General features: G+C 66.8%; 11 protein-coding genes. 6 read left to right on the top strand and 5 right to left on the bottom strand.

Going from position 1 to position 15,531, the window contains the following annotated elements:
• Positions 1-42 precede the first annotated feature (42 nt).
• The 3 genes from FBF36_RS02730 to gabT all read right to left on the bottom strand — a co-directional run bounded on the left by FBF36_RS02730 (position 43) and on the right by gabT (position 4,282).
• Complete coding sequence (locus FBF36_RS02730; RefSeq protein ID WP_009396865.1) at positions 43-1,578, bottom strand: NAD-dependent succinate-semialdehyde dehydrogenase; 1,536 nt, start codon at positions 1,576-1,578, stop codon at positions 43-45.
• 39 nt (positions 1,579-1,617) lie between these two features.
• A complete protein-coding gene (locus FBF36_RS02735; protein ID WP_009396863.1) occupies positions 1,618-2,868 on the bottom strand; it encodes a Glu/Leu/Phe/Val family dehydrogenase in 1,251 nt (416 codons plus the stop codon).
• Positions 2,869-2,959: 91 nt separating this feature from the next.
• Positions 2,960-4,282 (bottom strand): 4-aminobutyrate--2-oxoglutarate transaminase, encoded by a 1,323-nt coding sequence (gabT, locus tag FBF36_RS02740; protein WP_009396861.1) that lies wholly within the window; start codon positions 4,280-4,282, stop codon positions 2,960-2,962.
• A 192-nt stretch (positions 4,283-4,474) separates the two neighbouring features.
• Between gabT and FBF36_RS02745 the strand changes: the two genes are divergently transcribed.
• The 5 genes from FBF36_RS02745 (at position 4,475) to FBF36_RS02765 (ending at position 11,801) form a co-directional block, all read left to right on the top strand.
• The gene (locus FBF36_RS02745; RefSeq protein ID WP_009396859.1) at positions 4,475-6,055 is read left to right on the top strand and encodes a PucR family transcriptional regulator; all 1,581 of its coding nucleotides are present in this window, start codon (positions 4,475-4,477) and stop codon (positions 6,053-6,055) included.
• A 299-nt stretch (positions 6,056-6,354) separates the two neighbouring features.
• Entirely contained in the window at positions 6,355-7,782 is a 1,428-nt protein-coding gene (locus FBF36_RS02750; protein ID WP_009396857.1) for an aminobutyraldehyde dehydrogenase, read from the top strand.
• 30 nt (positions 7,783-7,812) lie between these two features.
• Positions 7,813-8,673, top strand: a complete 861-nt coding sequence (locus FBF36_RS02755) for a universal stress protein (protein ID WP_009396855.1) — start codon at positions 7,813-7,815, stop codon at positions 8,671-8,673.
• A complete protein-coding gene (locus FBF36_RS02760) occupies positions 8,670-10,253 on the top strand; it encodes an APC family permease (protein WP_009396853.1) in 1,584 nt (527 codons plus the stop codon). The genes FBF36_RS02755 and FBF36_RS02760 overlap by 4 nt, the downstream gene beginning before the upstream one ends.
• Positions 10,254-10,430: 177 nt before the next feature.
• Positions 10,431-11,801, top strand: a complete 1,371-nt coding sequence (locus tag FBF36_RS02765) for an aspartate aminotransferase family protein (RefSeq protein WP_009396851.1) — start codon at positions 10,431-10,433, stop codon at positions 11,799-11,801.
• On the opposite strand, the gene FBF36_RS13200 is transcribed toward FBF36_RS02765, so the two are convergent.
• Positions 11,753-12,016: a hypothetical protein gene (locus FBF36_RS13200; protein WP_034492521.1), complete on the bottom strand. Its 264-nt coding sequence runs from the start codon at positions 12,014-12,016 to the stop codon at positions 11,753-11,755. The genes FBF36_RS02765 and FBF36_RS13200 overlap by 49 nt on opposite strands.
• Positions 12,017-12,231: 215 nt before the next feature.
• Positions 12,232-13,500, bottom strand: coding sequence for an alpha-hydroxy acid oxidase (locus tag FBF36_RS02775; RefSeq protein ID WP_009396847.1), 1,269 nt, complete (start codon positions 13,498-13,500; stop codon positions 12,232-12,234).
• Positions 13,501-14,052: 552 nt separating this feature from the next.
• Here FBF36_RS02775 and FBF36_RS02780 point away from each other — a divergent pair.
• Positions 14,053-15,525 carry an OmpA family protein gene (locus FBF36_RS02780; RefSeq protein ID WP_009396845.1) on the top strand — a complete coding sequence of 491 codons (1,473 nt, stop codon included), beginning with the start codon at positions 14,053-14,055 and terminating at the stop codon, positions 15,523-15,525.
• Positions 15,526-15,531: the final 6 nt, after the last annotated feature.

Consider the following 15,531-nt stretch of genomic DNA (forward strand, 5'->3'; position numbering starts at 1 on the left):
GACATCGACCTTCACGCTCGAGCACTGCTCGGGGCGGGCGCCTCAGCTCCAGGCGACCGAGTAGTACTGAGTCTCCTGGAACTCACGGATCCCCTCGCGCGCGCCCTCGCGCCCGATACCGGACTGCTTGACGCCGCCGAAGGGGGCGGCGGGATCGGATACGAGCCCACGGTTGACGCCGACCATCCCGACCTCCATGCGCTCGGCCAGGCGCAGCGCCCACCCGAGATCGCGGGAGAAGACGTAGCCCGACAGCCCGTAGTCGGTGTCATTGATCCACGTCAGCAGCTCGTCCTCATCGTCCCAGGTGACGATCGGGGCGACGGGGCCGAAGATCTCGGTGCGCACGATCTCCGCGTCGGGGGCGACGTTCGTCAGGACCCGCACCGGTAGGAACGCCCCCGGAGACTCCCGGGGCCAGGAGGACTCGGCGTAGACGACGGCGCCCCCGGCCACCGCCCGGTCCACCAGGGCGTTGATCTTGTCGCGCGCAGCCGTTGTCACCAGGGGGCCGATCTGGCTCGCCTCGTCCGCCAGAGCCGGCCCGACCCTCAGGTCGCGGACGACGGCGGAGAACTTCTCGGTGAACTCCTGGGCGACGTCCTGGTGGACGTAGAAGCGGTTGGCGGCGGTACAGGCCTCGCCACCGCCCCTGAGCTTGGCCTGGACGGCGCCCGTCACCGCGGCGTCGATATCGGCGTCTGCCGCCACCACGAAGGGCGCGTTCCCCCCGAGCTCCATGGACGACACCAGCACCTTCTCCGCCGCCTGCTTCATGAGTACACGGCCGACCTGGGTCGACCCGGTGAAGGAGACGGCTCGGACCCTGGGGTCCTCGAGCCACGTCGTCGACACCTCCACGGAACGGCTCGAGGGCACGATGTTCACGACGCCCGCCGGCACGCCGGCCTGGAGGACCAGATGTCCCAGTGCCACCGCCGTCAGGGGCGTGAGAGATGCGGGGCGGAGCACCACCGTGCACCCGGCGGCCAGGGCCGGGGCGATCTTGCGGGTCCCCATCGCCGCGGGGAAGTTCCAGGGGGTGATCATGGCGACCACCCCGATCGGCCGGTGCGTGACGATCGTCCGGGTCCCGCCTGCCGGGGAGGAGCCGAAACCGCCCTCGGTGCGCACCGCCTCCTCGGAGAACCATCGGAAGAACTCCGCCGCGTAGAGGACCTCCGCCCTGGCGTCGTCCACCGACTTGCCGTTCTCGGCGCTGATGAGCACCGCGAGCTCCTCGGCCTGTCCCACCATGAGGTCGAACAGGGTCCGCAGCAGCTCGGCGCGCTGCCGGGGCGGGGTGGCGCTCCATGCCGGCAGCGCCTCGGAGGCCGCGTCGACGGCGCGTGCGGCATCCGCCGGAGTCGCATCCGTGCAGCGTGCGAATACGGCGTTGCTGGCGGGGTCGACGACGTCGAAGGTTCCGCCGTCGGACGCTGCCGTCATCCGCCCGCCCAGGAGCATCCCCTCCTCGGGACGGATCCTGCGCAGGTAGTCGGCCAGAGCCGGGTGGGCTCCAAGGGTCGTGTACGCCGCCGCTGTGTCACTTGTCGCGCCGGGTCGTGTGTCAGCCATGGTTGTACTCCCTGAGTATCGCCTGTCGCCTGCTGCGCATCACGGGTAGAGACCACGGGAGACGTGGGCCTCGGCGACGCGTTTGACGGCCATCGTCGTCGCCGCGGTGCGCAGCGACAGCCCGTGATCCTTGGAGAAGTCCGAGACCTCGTTCCAGGCCTTGTCCATTCTGGTGCGCAGGCGCTCATTGACCTCCTGCTCGGTCCACCAGTAGGACTGATTGGCCTGCACCCACTCGAAGTAGGACACGATGACGCCCCCGGCGTTGGCCAGGATATCCGGCACGACGAGGATCCCCTTGTCGGCCAGGATCGCATCGGCCGTTGGTGTCGTCGGGCCGTTGGCGCCCTCGACGACCAGCTTGGCATCGATCATCGGCGCGGTCTGCTCGGTGATGACCCCCTCGACGGCCGCAGGGACGACGACGTCGCAGGCGACGGCGAACAGCTCGCTCGCAGGGATCGGGTCCGCGCCGGGGAACCCGTCGACGGTGCCGGTCTCATCCACGAAGGCCTCGAGCGCGGGGATGTCGATGCCCTTGTCGTTGCGAATCGTGCTGTAGACGTCCGCCACGGCCAGAACCTTCACGCCCGCCTCATGGAGGAAGCGAGCAGCGCCGCGACCGACTTTGCCGAAGCCCTGAACGATCGCGGTGGCCTGTGAGGGATTCACTCCGATGCTCTCCATCGCGTTGAGGACGGAGTAGACGACGCCGCGGGAGGTGGCGGCGGCCCGCCCCTGTGACCCACCGAGGTTGACCGGCTTGCCCGTGACGGTTCCCAGCACCGTGTGCCCGGTGGCCACCGAGTAGGTGTCCATCATCCAGGCCATGGTCTGCTCGTCGGTCCCCATATCGGGAGCCGGGATGTCCTTGTCGGGGCCGATCAGGGGGATCAGCTCCGAGGTGTAGCGTCGGGTCAGTCGCTCGAGCTCTCGTTCCGAGTGGGCCCGCGGGTCCACCTGGACCCCTCCCTTTGCTCCGCCGTAGGGCAGATCGAGAAGAGAGCACTTCCATGTCATCCACATGGCCAGCGCTCGGACCTCGTCGAGGTCCACGTTGGGGGAGTAACGGATTCCTCCCTTCGCTGGGCCGCGAGAGATGTTGTGCTGGACGCGGTGGCCGATGTGCAGCTCCATCGTGCCGTCGTCGCGTCGCAGCGGAATCGAGACCGTCACCTCCTTACGGGCGGTTTCGAGCATGCGGCGCATTCCGTCGTCGAAGCCGAGGAACTGGATCGCCTCGGCGAGCTGCGCCCGAGCATCGGCGAGGGGCTGAGAGGTCGAGGGCATGGAGCTACCTCCTGGGTCGGTCGGGTGGGGCGTCGTGATCTGAGGCCGGTGCGGCCTGGAGACGTGGGTGGAACGTGGGTGGAAGAGTGAATCAGTGCTGGTCTCGGAGTGCCTGCTCAAGGATCTCCATACCCTCGGTGAACAGCTCGTCCGGCATGGTGACCGGCGGCAGCAGGCGGATGACATTGCCGTAGGTGCCGCAGGTGAGCAGAATCAGACCGCGTGAGCGCGCGGCCTGCGCGACAGCGGCGGTCAGTGCGGCGTCGGGCCTCTGTGAGACGGGGTCGACGAGCTCGAGAGCCATCATGGCGCCCTTGCCCCGGACCTCGCCGATGCGGGGGTCCTTCGCCTTCCACTGCTCCATCAGGCGGATGCCGGTCTCACCGATCGCGCGGGCCCGTTCAAGGAGATCGTGCTCCTCGATCATGTCCAGGGTCGCCAGGGCGGCGGCACAGGCCAGGGGGTTGCCGCAGTAGGTGCCGCCGAGGGCACCCGGTCCGGCGGAGTCCATGATCTCGGCCGAACCGGTGACCGCTGACAGCGGCATGCCCCCGGCCAGGCCCTTGGCGGTCGTCACCAGGTCGGGAACGACTCCCTCGTGGTCGCAGGCGAACCACGCCCCGGTGCGTGCGATTCCCGACTGGATCTCGTCGGCGATGAAGACCGCACCATTGTCATGGCACCAGCGCTGGAGCGCGGTGAGGAAGCCGGGCGCCGGAACGATGAACCCGCCTTCGCCCTGAATGGGCTCGATGATGACAGCGGCGACGCAGGACGCCCCCACCTGCTTCTCGATCTGACTGATCGCGCGCTCGGCGGCGGCCTCGCCGTCCAGTCCATCGCGGTACGGGTAGGAGCCGGGGACCCGGTAGAGCTCCGGGGCGAAGGGGCCGAAACCGCCCTTGTAGGGGGCGACCTTGGCCGTCAGTCCCATGGTCAGGGAGGTGCGTCCGTGGAAGGCGTGGTCGAAGCAGACGACGGCCTGGCGGCCGGTGTGCCTGCGGGCGAGCTTGATGGCGTTCTCGACGGCCTCCGCCCCGGAGTTGAACAGCGCGGTCTTCTTCTGGAAGCTGCCCGGGGTCAGGGCGTTCAGGCGTTCGGCGACCTCGATGTATCCGGCGTACCTCGTGACGGCGAAGGAGGTGTGCGTCAGGTTCTCGGCCTGCTCCTGGATCGCCGCGGCGACGGGCGCCGCAGCGCCGCCCACGGTTGTCACCGCGATGCCTGATCCGAAGTCGATGAGACGATTGCCGTCCACGTCCTCCAGGACACCGCGGTCCGTGCGCCGTGCGAATGTCGGCATCGCGGCGGTCAGGGCGCGCGGGAGCGCGGTACCGGCGCGTTCGTCGAGGGTGCGGGCCTCGGGACCGGGCAGAGGAGTGGCGAGATGAATGGTCTGGGGCAGCGTTGCCATGTGGACCTCACAGTGTGTCGTGACGGGCGGAGATCTGCATTGGAACAGAGCACTCCGGGATGTCGTAGAAACGTGCTCGGCGATGAGTTCTGCTTCAGGCTATGCCCGCCCCTTGGGCTGAGCACCTAAGCGTGCTGCACAAGATTTTGTGAATCCTGTGCATGATGCATAGAACGGTGTTTGAATCCAGACATGCTGTTGGTATCGGATCTCATGGATCGAGCGGACCTGGGGGTTCGCGCGGTGCTCCTGCCCGCACCGAGCGCCGCGGTCACCTGGGTCGTCGCGACCGAGCTCCTCCAGCCGGCGTCCTACCTCGAGGGCGGTGAGCTCGTTCTCACCACGGGCCTTGTCATGGCCGACGCCGAGGCGGGCACATGGCGGGAGTACGTGGCGTCACTGGTCGAGGCCGGAGTCGCCGCACTCGGACTGGGAACCGGCATCGCCTTCGACACGGTGCCCGAGGACCTGCGCGAAGCCTGCCGGATAGGACGTCTCAATCTCCTCGAGGTCCCTCTCGAGGTCTCCTTCGCCTCCATCAGCCGTGACGTGGGGACCATGCTTCAGGCAGCCGGGCCGGAGATCGGCGCCGAGGGGGCGGGCGACGAGGAGACCCTGGTCCTGCAGCAGCTGACGCGCGCAGCCGCCAAGGACAACCAGAGCGCGATCATGCGCGCCCTGGCCTCGATCCTCCGGGGGGAGGTGTCACTGCGGGACGCCACGGGACGCACGGTGGTCGGTCCCTTCGGTCCAGCGGCCCCGGGAATCGACGACGAGGTCGCCGAGTGCATCGACAGGATCCGTCCGGGAGGGATGCGAGGGGCCGGGGCGGTCGGTCTCGGTGAGACGCGGCTGGTCGTCCGTCCTGTCGGCATCACCGGGGAGCCCGAGAGCTACCTGGTGACCGTGCAGCGGCAGACGCTCACACGCGCCCAGACCCTGGGGGTCGATCTCGCCTGGTCGTTTCTGAATCTCATCGCCGAGTCCTCCAAGGCCTTCACCGGATGGCTCCTCCAGCTCGTGGGGGCGTCTGCCGAGCATCTCCTGTCGGGCGAGGTCGCGCAGGGGATGGCCCTGGCCGATCAGGCCCAGGATCTCGTCCTCAAACGCCTTCCGTCTCCGCCACGGCGATCGATGGCCGGCGCCGGTGGCCGTCATCAGTGGCGTGTCATCTGCCTCGAGGGCGGCAGCGCCGCTGTTGCCGGGCTCTCCACGGCGCTGGCCCGGCTGCTCGTCGAGAGTCGGGGGGCCCCGGCGGGGAAGCGGCTTCTGTGGTGCACGGACCGGGGAGGCGCCCGCCTGACCATCCTCGGTGAGGCCGAGCGTGTTCCTGCGCTTCTCGAGGACGGTCGTGTCATGCCATGGACGGGGCGGATGCGGATCGGTGTCAGCGGTCCTGTCGGCATCACCGACCTGCCGCGGGCCGCACAGCAGGCGCTGTCCGTCTGCACCGGTGCTCGGCGGCTCGGACAGCCGGTGCGCTGGGAGGCCTCGGGGCTGCCGTCGGTCACGGACCTCCTGGACGAGGATCGGGCCCGAGCCTTCGCCCGCACTCGCCTCGGGAGCGTCGTCGATCAGCCCGAGCTGCTCGAGCTGCTGGAGATCTACCTCAGCGAGGGAGGGACGGTGCAGCGCATCGCCGAGCATCTGGGGGTGCATCGCAACTCCGTCCCCGCACGCCTCGTACGGTTGCGCCGAGCGCTCGGCGTCGACATCGAGGACGCCGAGCAGCGGGCAAATTTGTGGTTTGCATTACATTTTTTGATGAAGTAACGATCCAATGTCTTGCGTGCTGGCGACTTTTCCGCATGTTGGTGCGGTTCTGTGAAGTAAAGAACGTGACGTTCGACATGCTCGACTGTGTGTGTTTACTATGATGCCGTCACCTAGGACCTTAGCCCGCATTGTGGTCGCATGACTTGTACCGCGTCGGGCGCCTGCGGCGATGTGGCCTGCACGGGTCCGGCGTGAGCTTGGGCAGCAGAGGCCTGAGCCGTCTCAATTTTTCGACTCTCGACACTTCTCATCTCGACACCGACGTCCCGCCAAAGCTAAGAAGCAGAGTGATTCACATGAGCCTTCCTCTCCTCCAGAATTTTATCAACGGACGATTTATTCCGGCGACCACCGATGCCACGTTCGACGTCGTGGATCCCCGAACGGAGCACGTCGTGGCGCAGTGCCCGGTCTCAGGGTCCGCCGATGTCGACGCCGCCTACGACGCGGCCCTCAAGGCCTTCGAGAGCTGGCGGCTGACAACGCCGGCGGAACGGCAGAGGTTCCTGCTCCGGCTCGCCGACGCCCTGGAGGCCAATGCCGACCGTCTCGTCGAGGCTCAGCGTCGCAACACCGGTCAGCTCGCCGAGATGATCCGGGCGGAGGAAGTCATGACAGGGGCCTCTCAGCTGCGGTTCTTCGCCGGAGCCGCCCGACTCCAGTCGGGTGTCGCCTCGGGCGAGTACGCCGAGGGTCTGAACTCGCAGATTCGCCGCGAGCCCATCGGCGTCGTCGGGCAGATCGTCCCGTGGAACTACCCGTTCATGATGCTCATCTGGAAGGTCGGACCCGCCCTGGCCGCAGGCAACACGGTGGTGCTCAAGCCGAGTGCCAACACGCCCGAGAGCGCCATCGTCTTCGCTGAGATCGCCAGTGAGATCCTCCCTCCCGGGGTCTTCAACCTGGTACTCGGCACCGGCGAGACCGGGCGCCTCATGAGCGCTCACCCGGTGCCCGGGCTGGTTGCGCTCACGGGATCTGTGCGCGCAGGCTCGGATCTCGCCGAGCAGGCGGCCGGCAACGTGACCCGCGTTCACCTCGAGCTCGGAGGCAAGGCCCCCGCCGTCGTCTTCGCCGATGCCGACATCGAGGCGGCTGCCGAGGGCATCGCCGCCGCAGGGATATTCAACTCCGGGCAGGACTGCACCGCTGCCACCCGCGTCCTGGTCGAGGCCTCGGTGGCCAAGGAGTTCACCGACGCGCTGGTGCGTCACGCCGAGTCCCTGCGAACCGGCCCGATTCCCGAGGAGGAGGCGTTCTACGGACCCCTGAACAATGCCCGCCACTTCGCCTCCGTGCAGAAGATCGTCGAGGAGCGGCCCGCGCACTCCCACCTGCTGACCGGCGGCCACCGCGTCGGCGAGAGCGGGTACTACTACGCGCCCACCGTCATCTCAGGTCTCAAGCAGGACGACGCGCTCGTGCAGCAGGAGGTCTTCGGGCCGGTGCTGACCGTTCAGGAGTTCTCCTCCGACGACGAGGCCCTGGCCCTGGCCAACGGTGTCGACTACGCCCTGTCCTCGTCCATCTGGACGACCGACCACCAGCGCGTCCTGCGATTCAGCAGGGACCTGGACTTCGGGTGCGTCTGGGTGAACTGCCACATCCCCCTCGTCGCGGAGATGCCGCACGGCGGATTCAAACGCTCCGGCTACGGCAAGGACCTCTCCGTCTACGGCGTGGAGGACTACACACGTATCAAGCACGTCATGAGTGCCCTGTGACGCCGCGGAAGCGAACAGGAGGTCACCCTCATGCGCATTCTGACGGCCTTCACCAACTCGCTCGGCGGTCGAGACTCCTATCACCTGGGGGTGTCTCTCGCTGAAGCGTTCTCGTGCCCGCTCGATCTCGTCACCGTCGTCAGGGGCGGTGAGGGGCGCTATGTCCTTGACGTCACCGATCACGCCTTCCAGGACGTCGTTGCTACGCAGGTCGACGACTGGATGTCGGAGATCATGGAGGAGCATCAGCCCCGTGTGCCGGTGAGCAAGTACCTGCGGTACAGCCTCTCCTTCCCCGAGGGCATCATCGCCTCGGCCGAGGAGCTCAAGGCCGACCTGCTCGTCGCCGGTGGAGGCCGTCACGGGGTCCTGGGGCGGGTGTCCCTCGGCTCCGTGGGGCAGACACTGCTCAACTCCTCGACTGTTCCGGTCGCCCTGTCCCCGCGCGGCATGAGGCACGCCCCTATCGACGGGCTCTCACGCATCACGGTCATGCTGGGGGAGTCCGGCCGGTGGAGGGGGGTGCTCAGTAAGGCCAGGACCTTCGCCGACAGAGCCGGTGTCCCGTTGCGTCTCGTCACGGTGGCCACCGGTGACTCGCAGAACACCGCGGAGATCGGGGAGCGGACCGAGGCCCTGCTCGCCGAGGTGCGCCTGGATCTCAAGGGACTGGATGACCAGCGTGTCCAGATCGTCCACGCCCACAGCATGAGCGCCGCCGTGCTGACCATGGAGTGGAGCAGGAACGAGCTGGCCTTCCTGGGGTCGGCGCGGCTGGCCCAGAGCGGGCGCCTGTTCCTGGGGCCGGACGCCAACAAGATCCTGCGTGTCCTGCCCGTGCCGCTCGTCGCCGTCCCAGCTGACGCTGCCGACGTCGGGGGTGCGACATGAGCGCGGCGACCGCGAGCTCCGGAGGCGGGCTGTCGAAGAAAGGACTGGCCGAGGGCTCTGTCGGTCTGCTCGGCGCCATCATCATCGGCGTGTCCTGCATAGCGCCCCCGTACACCCTCACTGGCGCACTGGGGCCGACAGCCTCAGAGGTGGGCGAACAGGTGCCGGCGATCTTCCTCGTCGGGTTCGTCCCGATGCTCCTGGTCGCCTTCGGTTACCGAGAGCTCAATGCGGCGATGCCCGACTCGGGCACCTCCTTCACCTGGGGGACACGTGCCTTCGGTCCGTGGATCGGGTGGATGAACGGATGGGGGCTGATTGTGGCGACCGTCGTCGTCCTGTCGAACCTCGCGGCCATCGCCGTCGACTTCTTCTACCTGTTGCTCGCACAGGTGACTCGCAGAGCCGCCATTGCGGATCTCGCCGACAACGTATGGGTCAACACCCTCACCTGCCTGGTCTTCATCACGCTGGCGACCTGGATCGCGTACCGCGATATGCAGACCACCCAGAAGCTCCAGTACTGGTTGGTGGGGTTTCAGCTGACGGTGTTCCTCGGCTTCGGTGCGGTGGCCATCTACCGTTACTTCGCCGGGACCGCCGTCAATCCGACGCCCTTGAAGCTTGAGTGGTTCAATCCGTTCGCCGTCGACTCGCTAGGGACCTTTGTGGCGGGAGTCTCCCTGTCCCTGTTCATCTACTGGGGCTGGGATGTGTCGCTGACGGTCAACGAGGAGGCCGACGACGCCAGCTCTACCCCCGGGCGCGCTGCCGTGCTCACCGTCATGACCATTGTCTCGGTGTACATGTTCGTCACGGTCGGATCCATGATGTTCGCCGGCCTGGGGAAGGACGGGATAGGACTGGGCAATCCCGCGATCCAGGACAATGTCTTCTTCGCCTTGGCCAGACCGGTTCTGGGGCCGTTTGCGATCCTCATGTCGACGGCGGTGCTGATCTCGTCGGCGGCGTCCTTGCAGTCCACCTTCGTCTCTCCCGCCCGCACCCTACTGTCGATGGGATATTACGGAGCAATGCCGGAGAAGCTCGGTGAGATCTCTCCGCGCTTCCTCACCCCTGGTCGCGCGACAGTCGTCTCGGCGATCGCCGCCTCGACCTTTTACACGCTGCTGCGCTTCGTGTCCACCTCCGTCCTGTGGGACACGGTTCAGACCCTGGGGGCGATGATCGCCTTCTACTACGGGCTCACCGCATTCGCCGCGGTGTGGTATTTCCGAGGGAAATGGTTCTGCTCAGTGAGGAGCTTCTTCTTCACACTGGTCTCGCCGGGGCTGGGAGGTCTTATCCTCTTCTCACTGCTCGGTCTGACCCTGAAGGACTCCCTCGACCCGGAGTACGGATCGGGATCGCAGGTCTTCGGTGTCGGTCTCGTCTTCGTCCTCACCCTCGCCCTCATTCTCCTGGGTGTGGTGCTGATGCTTGTGCAGTACGTCCGAGCACCGGCCTTCTTCCGCGGGGAGGTGATCGCACGATCCGACGCCGTCACCGAGGAGATGAAGGTGGCAACTGCCTTTGAGGAGGGCGGCGGCGAAGCCTCCCCGCTCTGTGCTGCGTCGTGAGTGCCGGTGTACCGGAGCGAGCACGCACACACATGAAAACAGATCCTTCCGCGCCAGGCCGGCAGAAGGATCTGAGAGGAAACACAATGTCATCGCATCGACGGACACAGCCGATCGATGCACCGATTATCAACGCACGATATGTGGACGCCAGGCCGGGCCACGAAGGAGTGAGCAATGAGCATCAACATGGAGCGAGTCGCCGAGCTGACGGAGATCGAGTCCAAGCGCCTCAATGAACGGACCAAGGGATCCGGCGACATGTACAACCGCGCGAGAAACAATCTTTCCGGCGGCGTCGCCTCCTCGTACCAGCTGCGCGAGCCCTGGCCCATCTACCTCGAAAGCGGCCAGGGGCCGAAGGTCTGGGACGTCGACGGCAACGAGATGTGGGACTTCCACAACGGCTTCGGATCGATGCTTCAGGGGCATGCCCACCCGGTGATCGGTGAGGCCGTTCAGGAGCGGTACGGCAAGGGCACCCACTTCGCCGCCCCGACTGAGGACGCCCTGGCCGTGGCGGAGAACCTATCGAGCAGGTGGGGGCTGCCGAAGTGGCGCTACACGAACTCGGGCTCGGAGTCCACGATGGACGCCATTCGCATCGCACGCGCCTACACCGGTCGCGACACGGTCATGAAGATCTTCGGCTCCTACCACGGGCACCACGACACCGTCATGGTCTCGATCGGCGTCGAGTACGACAAGATCGGTGACCGCGACAACCTGGCCTCCCTGCCCTACGGAGGCGGTATCCCCGACGCCACCGTCCAGATGACGGTGCCGGTGCCCTTCAACGATGCCGAGGCCATGGAGCGCCGCATCATCCGGCTGGCTGATGAGGGCCGCAAGCCCGCCTGCGTCATCATGGAGCCGGCCATGATGAACCTGGGCGTCGTGCTGCCGGAACCGGGCTATCTGGAGCAGGTTCGCGAGATCACTCGGCGACACGGCATCGTCCTGATCTTCGATGAGGTCAAGACCGGCTTGTGCATCGGTCCGGGAGGCGCCACCAAGCGCTTCGGAGTGACTCCCGACATGGTGACCATGGCCAAGGCCCTCGGTGCCGGTATGCCCTCGGGCGCCATCGGAGGCACCGAGGAGGTCATGTCCGTGGTGGAGGACCACACTGTCTTCCAGGTCGGCACCTACAACGGCAACCCCCTGGCGATGGCCGCCGTGCGGGCCAACCTCGAGAAGGTCCTCACCCCGGAGGCCTACGCCCACCTCGACCACCTCAACGATCGCATCCTCGCGGGCTGCACGGAGGTCATTGAGCGTTACAACCTTCCGGGCTACGCGGTGGGTGTTGGCGGCAAGGGGTGCGTCACCTTCTCCCCCAAGAAGGTCGTCGACTACGAGACCTTCAAGGAGCACCAGAACGCGGAGCTGTCCGAGCTCGCGTGGCTGTTCAACATGAACCGGGGGATCTTCATGACTCCGGGCCGCGAGGAGGAGTGGACGCTGTCGGTGACCCACACCGACGAAGCGATCGACGCCTACGTCAGCTGCTTCGAGGAGCTCGCCGAGGCGATCACCGCCAAGTGACGTGAGCACTCTCTGATCTCATGGGGGCCACCGAAGACACCGGTGGTCCCCATGAGTGCGTCCTGCTCGTGGCGGCACTCGGCGATGCCACGAGGCCGCCGAGCCGGTTCCACCTCATCGTCTGAGGCGAAGCTCTTGGGCGCCAGTGCTGACGTCGTGGACAGGCCCACCGGGGACAGGAAGAGCTCGGCGACGGTCTGGATGATGAAGACCACGGCCAGGAACCACCACGGGGACAGGTCCTTCCCGCCCGGCCAGATCTGGAGTTTCCGGCATGCTTCCGGCTCTCGTCAGGACGCCGGGGCCCCGGATAAGAGACCGCTGGTCTCTTATCCGGGGCCACCGGGTGCCGCCGTGGAGGGTGATGCACAAGGACTCCTCCGACGGGCGGAGGGGATGGGGTCCGGCAGGGCCTGTGCGGACGGATCCGTCAGCGGGTGAGGGCGTCGGCCGCGGCCTTGACCTGCGGACGCACCGGGGTCAGGCGGGTCAGCTGGGTGACGTGGCGCGGCTCGAGCTCCTCCAGGCTGGAGACGCCCAGGAGCTTCATGGTGCGGACGACCTCGTCGGAGAGGATCTCGATCATGCGGTCCACGCCCTCGCGCCCGCCGGCCATGAGGCCGTAGAGGTAGGCGCGGCCCACGAGTCCGAACTTGGCCCCCAGGGCGATGGCGGCCACGACGTCGGCGCCGTTCATGATGCCGGTGTCGACCATGATCGTGGCGTCCTTGCCGACCTCCCGGACCACCTCGGGCAGGAGGCGGAAGGGGACGGGGGCGCGGTCGAGCTGACGCCCGCCGTGGTTGGACAGCAGGACGCCGTCGACGCCCAGGTCGATGAGGCGCTTGGAGTCTGCCACCGTCTGCACGCCCTTGATGACGATCTTGCCCGACCACATGGAACGGATGACCTTGAGGTCCTCGTCGCTGATGGTGGGGTCCATGGCACTGTCGAGCAGCTCGCCCACGGTGCCGCCGGTGGACTTCAGGGAGGCGAACTCCAGCTTGGGCGTGGTCAGGAAGTCGTACCACCACCACGGGCGGGGGATCGCGTCGAGGACGGTCCCGGCCGTGATCTGGGGCGGGATGGAGAAGCCGTTGCGCTTGTCGCGCAGACGGGCCCCGGCCACGGGGGTGTCGACGGTGAACATGAGGGTGTCGAAGCCCGCGGCCGCGGCGCGCTCGACCAGCCCGTAGGAGATCTCGCGCTGGCGCATGACGTAGAGCTGGAACCAGTTACGCCCGTGGGGGTTGGCGGCCTTGACGTCCTCGATGGAGGTGGTGCCCAGGGTGGACAGGGTGAAGGGGATCCCGGCGGCACCGGCGGCCCCGGCCCCGGCGACCTCACCCTCGGTCTGCATGAGGCGGGTGAAGCCGGTGGGCGCGATACCGAAGGGCATGGCGGAGCGGCCGCCCAGGATCTCGCAGGAGGTGTCGACGTCGACGGCGGGGCGGAGGATGTCGGGGTGGAACTCGATGTCTCGGAAGGCCTGGCGGGCGCGACGCAGGGAGACCTCCCCCTCGGCGGCGCCGTCGGTGTAGTCGAAGGCCGCTGCTGGGGTGCGGCGCTTGGCGATCTTGCGCAGGTCCCAGGTGGTCAGTGCGGCGTCGAGGCGTCGACGCCTCGGATTGAGCTCGGGCGTCTTGAAGTGGAGCAGCTCGAAGATCTCGCTCGGGTTGGGCAGCTGGCGCTTGACCATAGGAACCTCATCAGTAAGTCGGATTCTGGACGCTCCGCGCGACGCGGAGTGCTCGTGGGAGGCGACCGGCCCCCATGGCCAGTCCTGAGGTCCACGAACCACTTCATGCTATGGGACAAAGGTCACTGAAGCAAGGTTAGCCTAAGTAATCCTTGCGGTGGCGGGAAATGGTTGTTGTGGCTGGGAGGATGAGGTTGGCCCACCGAAGCGCTGGAGTCCGCTCGTTGGCGGGGACATTCTGCACGGTCGGGTGCGTGCGGCTCCGGACGGAGGGTCTTGCACCCCAACGGCGCCGAATGTCCCCATCCGGCCGACGGGCTGGCTGGATCTCGGTAGAGTCGGGTCGCGGACCGATTATGTCCGGGTGGTGTCCGGGTAAGTGGAGGAGGCGTTGCCATGCGTCGTCGTTTGTTCGTATCGGCCTCGGTGCTGGCGGCCGTTGGTGCTCCGGTGGTGGCCGCCTGCTCGCGCTCGTGGAAGAAGGCTGCGGGAACTGCGTCCTCCGGGTCACCAACAGGAACGCAGCCGGGCTTCAAGGCCTTGGACGGTCATGTGTCGGGTCATCGCCTGACGGTTGAGGTCTCGCCACTGGTTCGGATCGACGACTCCACGACCGCCCTGTCCATGGTGCTTTCGCGTGCTGCTGACGACGCGAACGGCAGTGACTTCTCCTTCGGAACGGTCATGGGGTACATCAACTTCGCTGGAGACTGGCGCTATGGTGTGACCAGCACCCGCCTGATCGATACGGTCAAGGGGCGCGCGTGGACCTCCGTCTCCACCATGAGCAAGGAGCGGCTCGACATCAAACCCGGTCAGAGCGTCACCACCTATGTCGCCTTCGGTGCGGTCGACTCCGATTCCGTCACCGTCCTGGTTCCTCAGACCGGTTTCGTCACCGTTGATGTCATCAGTCGCGACGAGGTGTCCAGGACCGGTATCGACCTCAAGGCCATGGAGACGGCGGTCAAGGACGACAAGCCGGTCACCGAGCAGGCTGCGGCCTCACCCATCGAGATCAACTCCCGCACGGTCGATGGTTCGCTGGGTGCCCGTACCGGGGGCAAGGACGTCACCATCGTCATGGCTTCTGATGTCACGTTTGCCCCGGACTCGGCGGATCTGGCTGCGGCGGCCGAGGCTCAGCTGCAGACCGTGGCAGGTCAGATCGCCCAGTATCCCGATGGTGGGACGCTGACCATCGTGGGGCATACTGACGACGTCCAGGATGACGCCTACAACCAGGCCCTCTCCGAGAAGCGTGCCAACACGGTCAAGACTCGTCTGGGGCAGCTCACCGGCCTGGACAAGTGGAACCCCTCCGTCGCTGGTAAGGGCGAGTCCGAGCCCCGTGTCTCCGGCACTACTGACGAGGCGCGGGCCGCCAACCGACGCGTGGAGATCACCCTTACCCCCACGGGCGGCACTGGTAGCAGCACGAAGCGCGGCGGATTAGGGAACGGCGCTGGCAGTGCGACGCCGTCGGCCCAGGCCTCGTCTGGTGGTGCCTCCCTGCCTGAGGCCAAAGGGCCTGTCGGCAAGGGGACGGAGGGTGTCACTGTCAAAAGATCTGATGGCAGTGGCTGGCTGACGATCAGCCTGGACCACGTCACCCGTGCCGGCGGCTACCTCCTGGGGGAGGTGAAGGTCGTGGCCGTTGATGGCGACACCTCGGCGTCGGACTGGTTCCACGACATCGACTCCGGGGGTATCTTCTCCAACTCCCGCAACGAGGACTCGGCCTCAGTCCAGTACACCCTCTCCAGTGCGTGTGACGGCCTCGCGGTGGTCGCAGGGGGCATGCAGATCCTTCCGGCGGACTACGTGCCCGGCGGGAAGGACACGCACTGGCCACTGGCCGAATTCAACCTCGCCGAGAAGCTTCAGGCCGGTACCGCCATGACCGTCGCCGTCGTCTGGCCAGATCCCGGTGGCGATACCATCACCGTTGACCACCAGAGCATCAAGAAGGGCAACGGCTCCTACGCCTACCGCCTCACCGACATCCCCGTCAAGGACAGCTGAACCGGA

The sequence above is a fragment of the Actinomyces sp. oral taxon 171 str. F0337 genome, assembly GCF_005696555.1.
Lineage (GTDB): Bacteria > Actinomycetota > Actinomycetes > Actinomycetales > Actinomycetaceae > Actinomyces > Actinomyces oris_E.

Bases quoted from the DNA above. Each gene is read 5' to 3' on its own strand.
- FBF36_RS02730 (WP_009396865.1), bottom strand. From the start codon at position 1,578: ATGGCTGACACACGACCCGGCGCGACAAGTGACACAGCGGCGGCGTAC.
- FBF36_RS02735 (WP_009396863.1), bottom strand. From the start codon at position 2,868: ATGCCCTCGACCTCTCAGCCCCTCGCCGATGCTCGGGCGCAGCTCGCC.
- gabT (WP_009396861.1), bottom strand. From the start codon at position 4,282: ATGGCAACGCTGCCCCAGACCATTCATCTCGCCACTCCTCTGCCCGGT.
- FBF36_RS02745 (WP_009396859.1), top strand. From the start codon at position 4,475: ATGCTGTTGGTATCGGATCTCATGGATCGAGCGGACCTGGGGGTTCGC.
- FBF36_RS02750 (WP_009396857.1), top strand. From the start codon at position 6,355: ATGAGCCTTCCTCTCCTCCAGAATTTTATCAACGGACGATTTATTCCG.
- FBF36_RS02755 (WP_009396855.1), top strand. From the start codon at position 7,813: ATGCGCATTCTGACGGCCTTCACCAACTCGCTCGGCGGTCGAGACTCC.
- FBF36_RS02760 (WP_009396853.1), top strand. From the start codon at position 8,670: ATGAGCGCGGCGACCGCGAGCTCCGGAGGCGGGCTGTCGAAGAAAGGA.
- FBF36_RS02765 (WP_009396851.1), top strand. From the start codon at position 10,431: ATGAGCATCAACATGGAGCGAGTCGCCGAGCTGACGGAGATCGAGTCC.
- FBF36_RS02775 (WP_009396847.1), bottom strand. From the start codon at position 13,500: ATGGTCAAGCGCCAGCTGCCCAACCCGAGCGAGATCTTCGAGCTGCTC.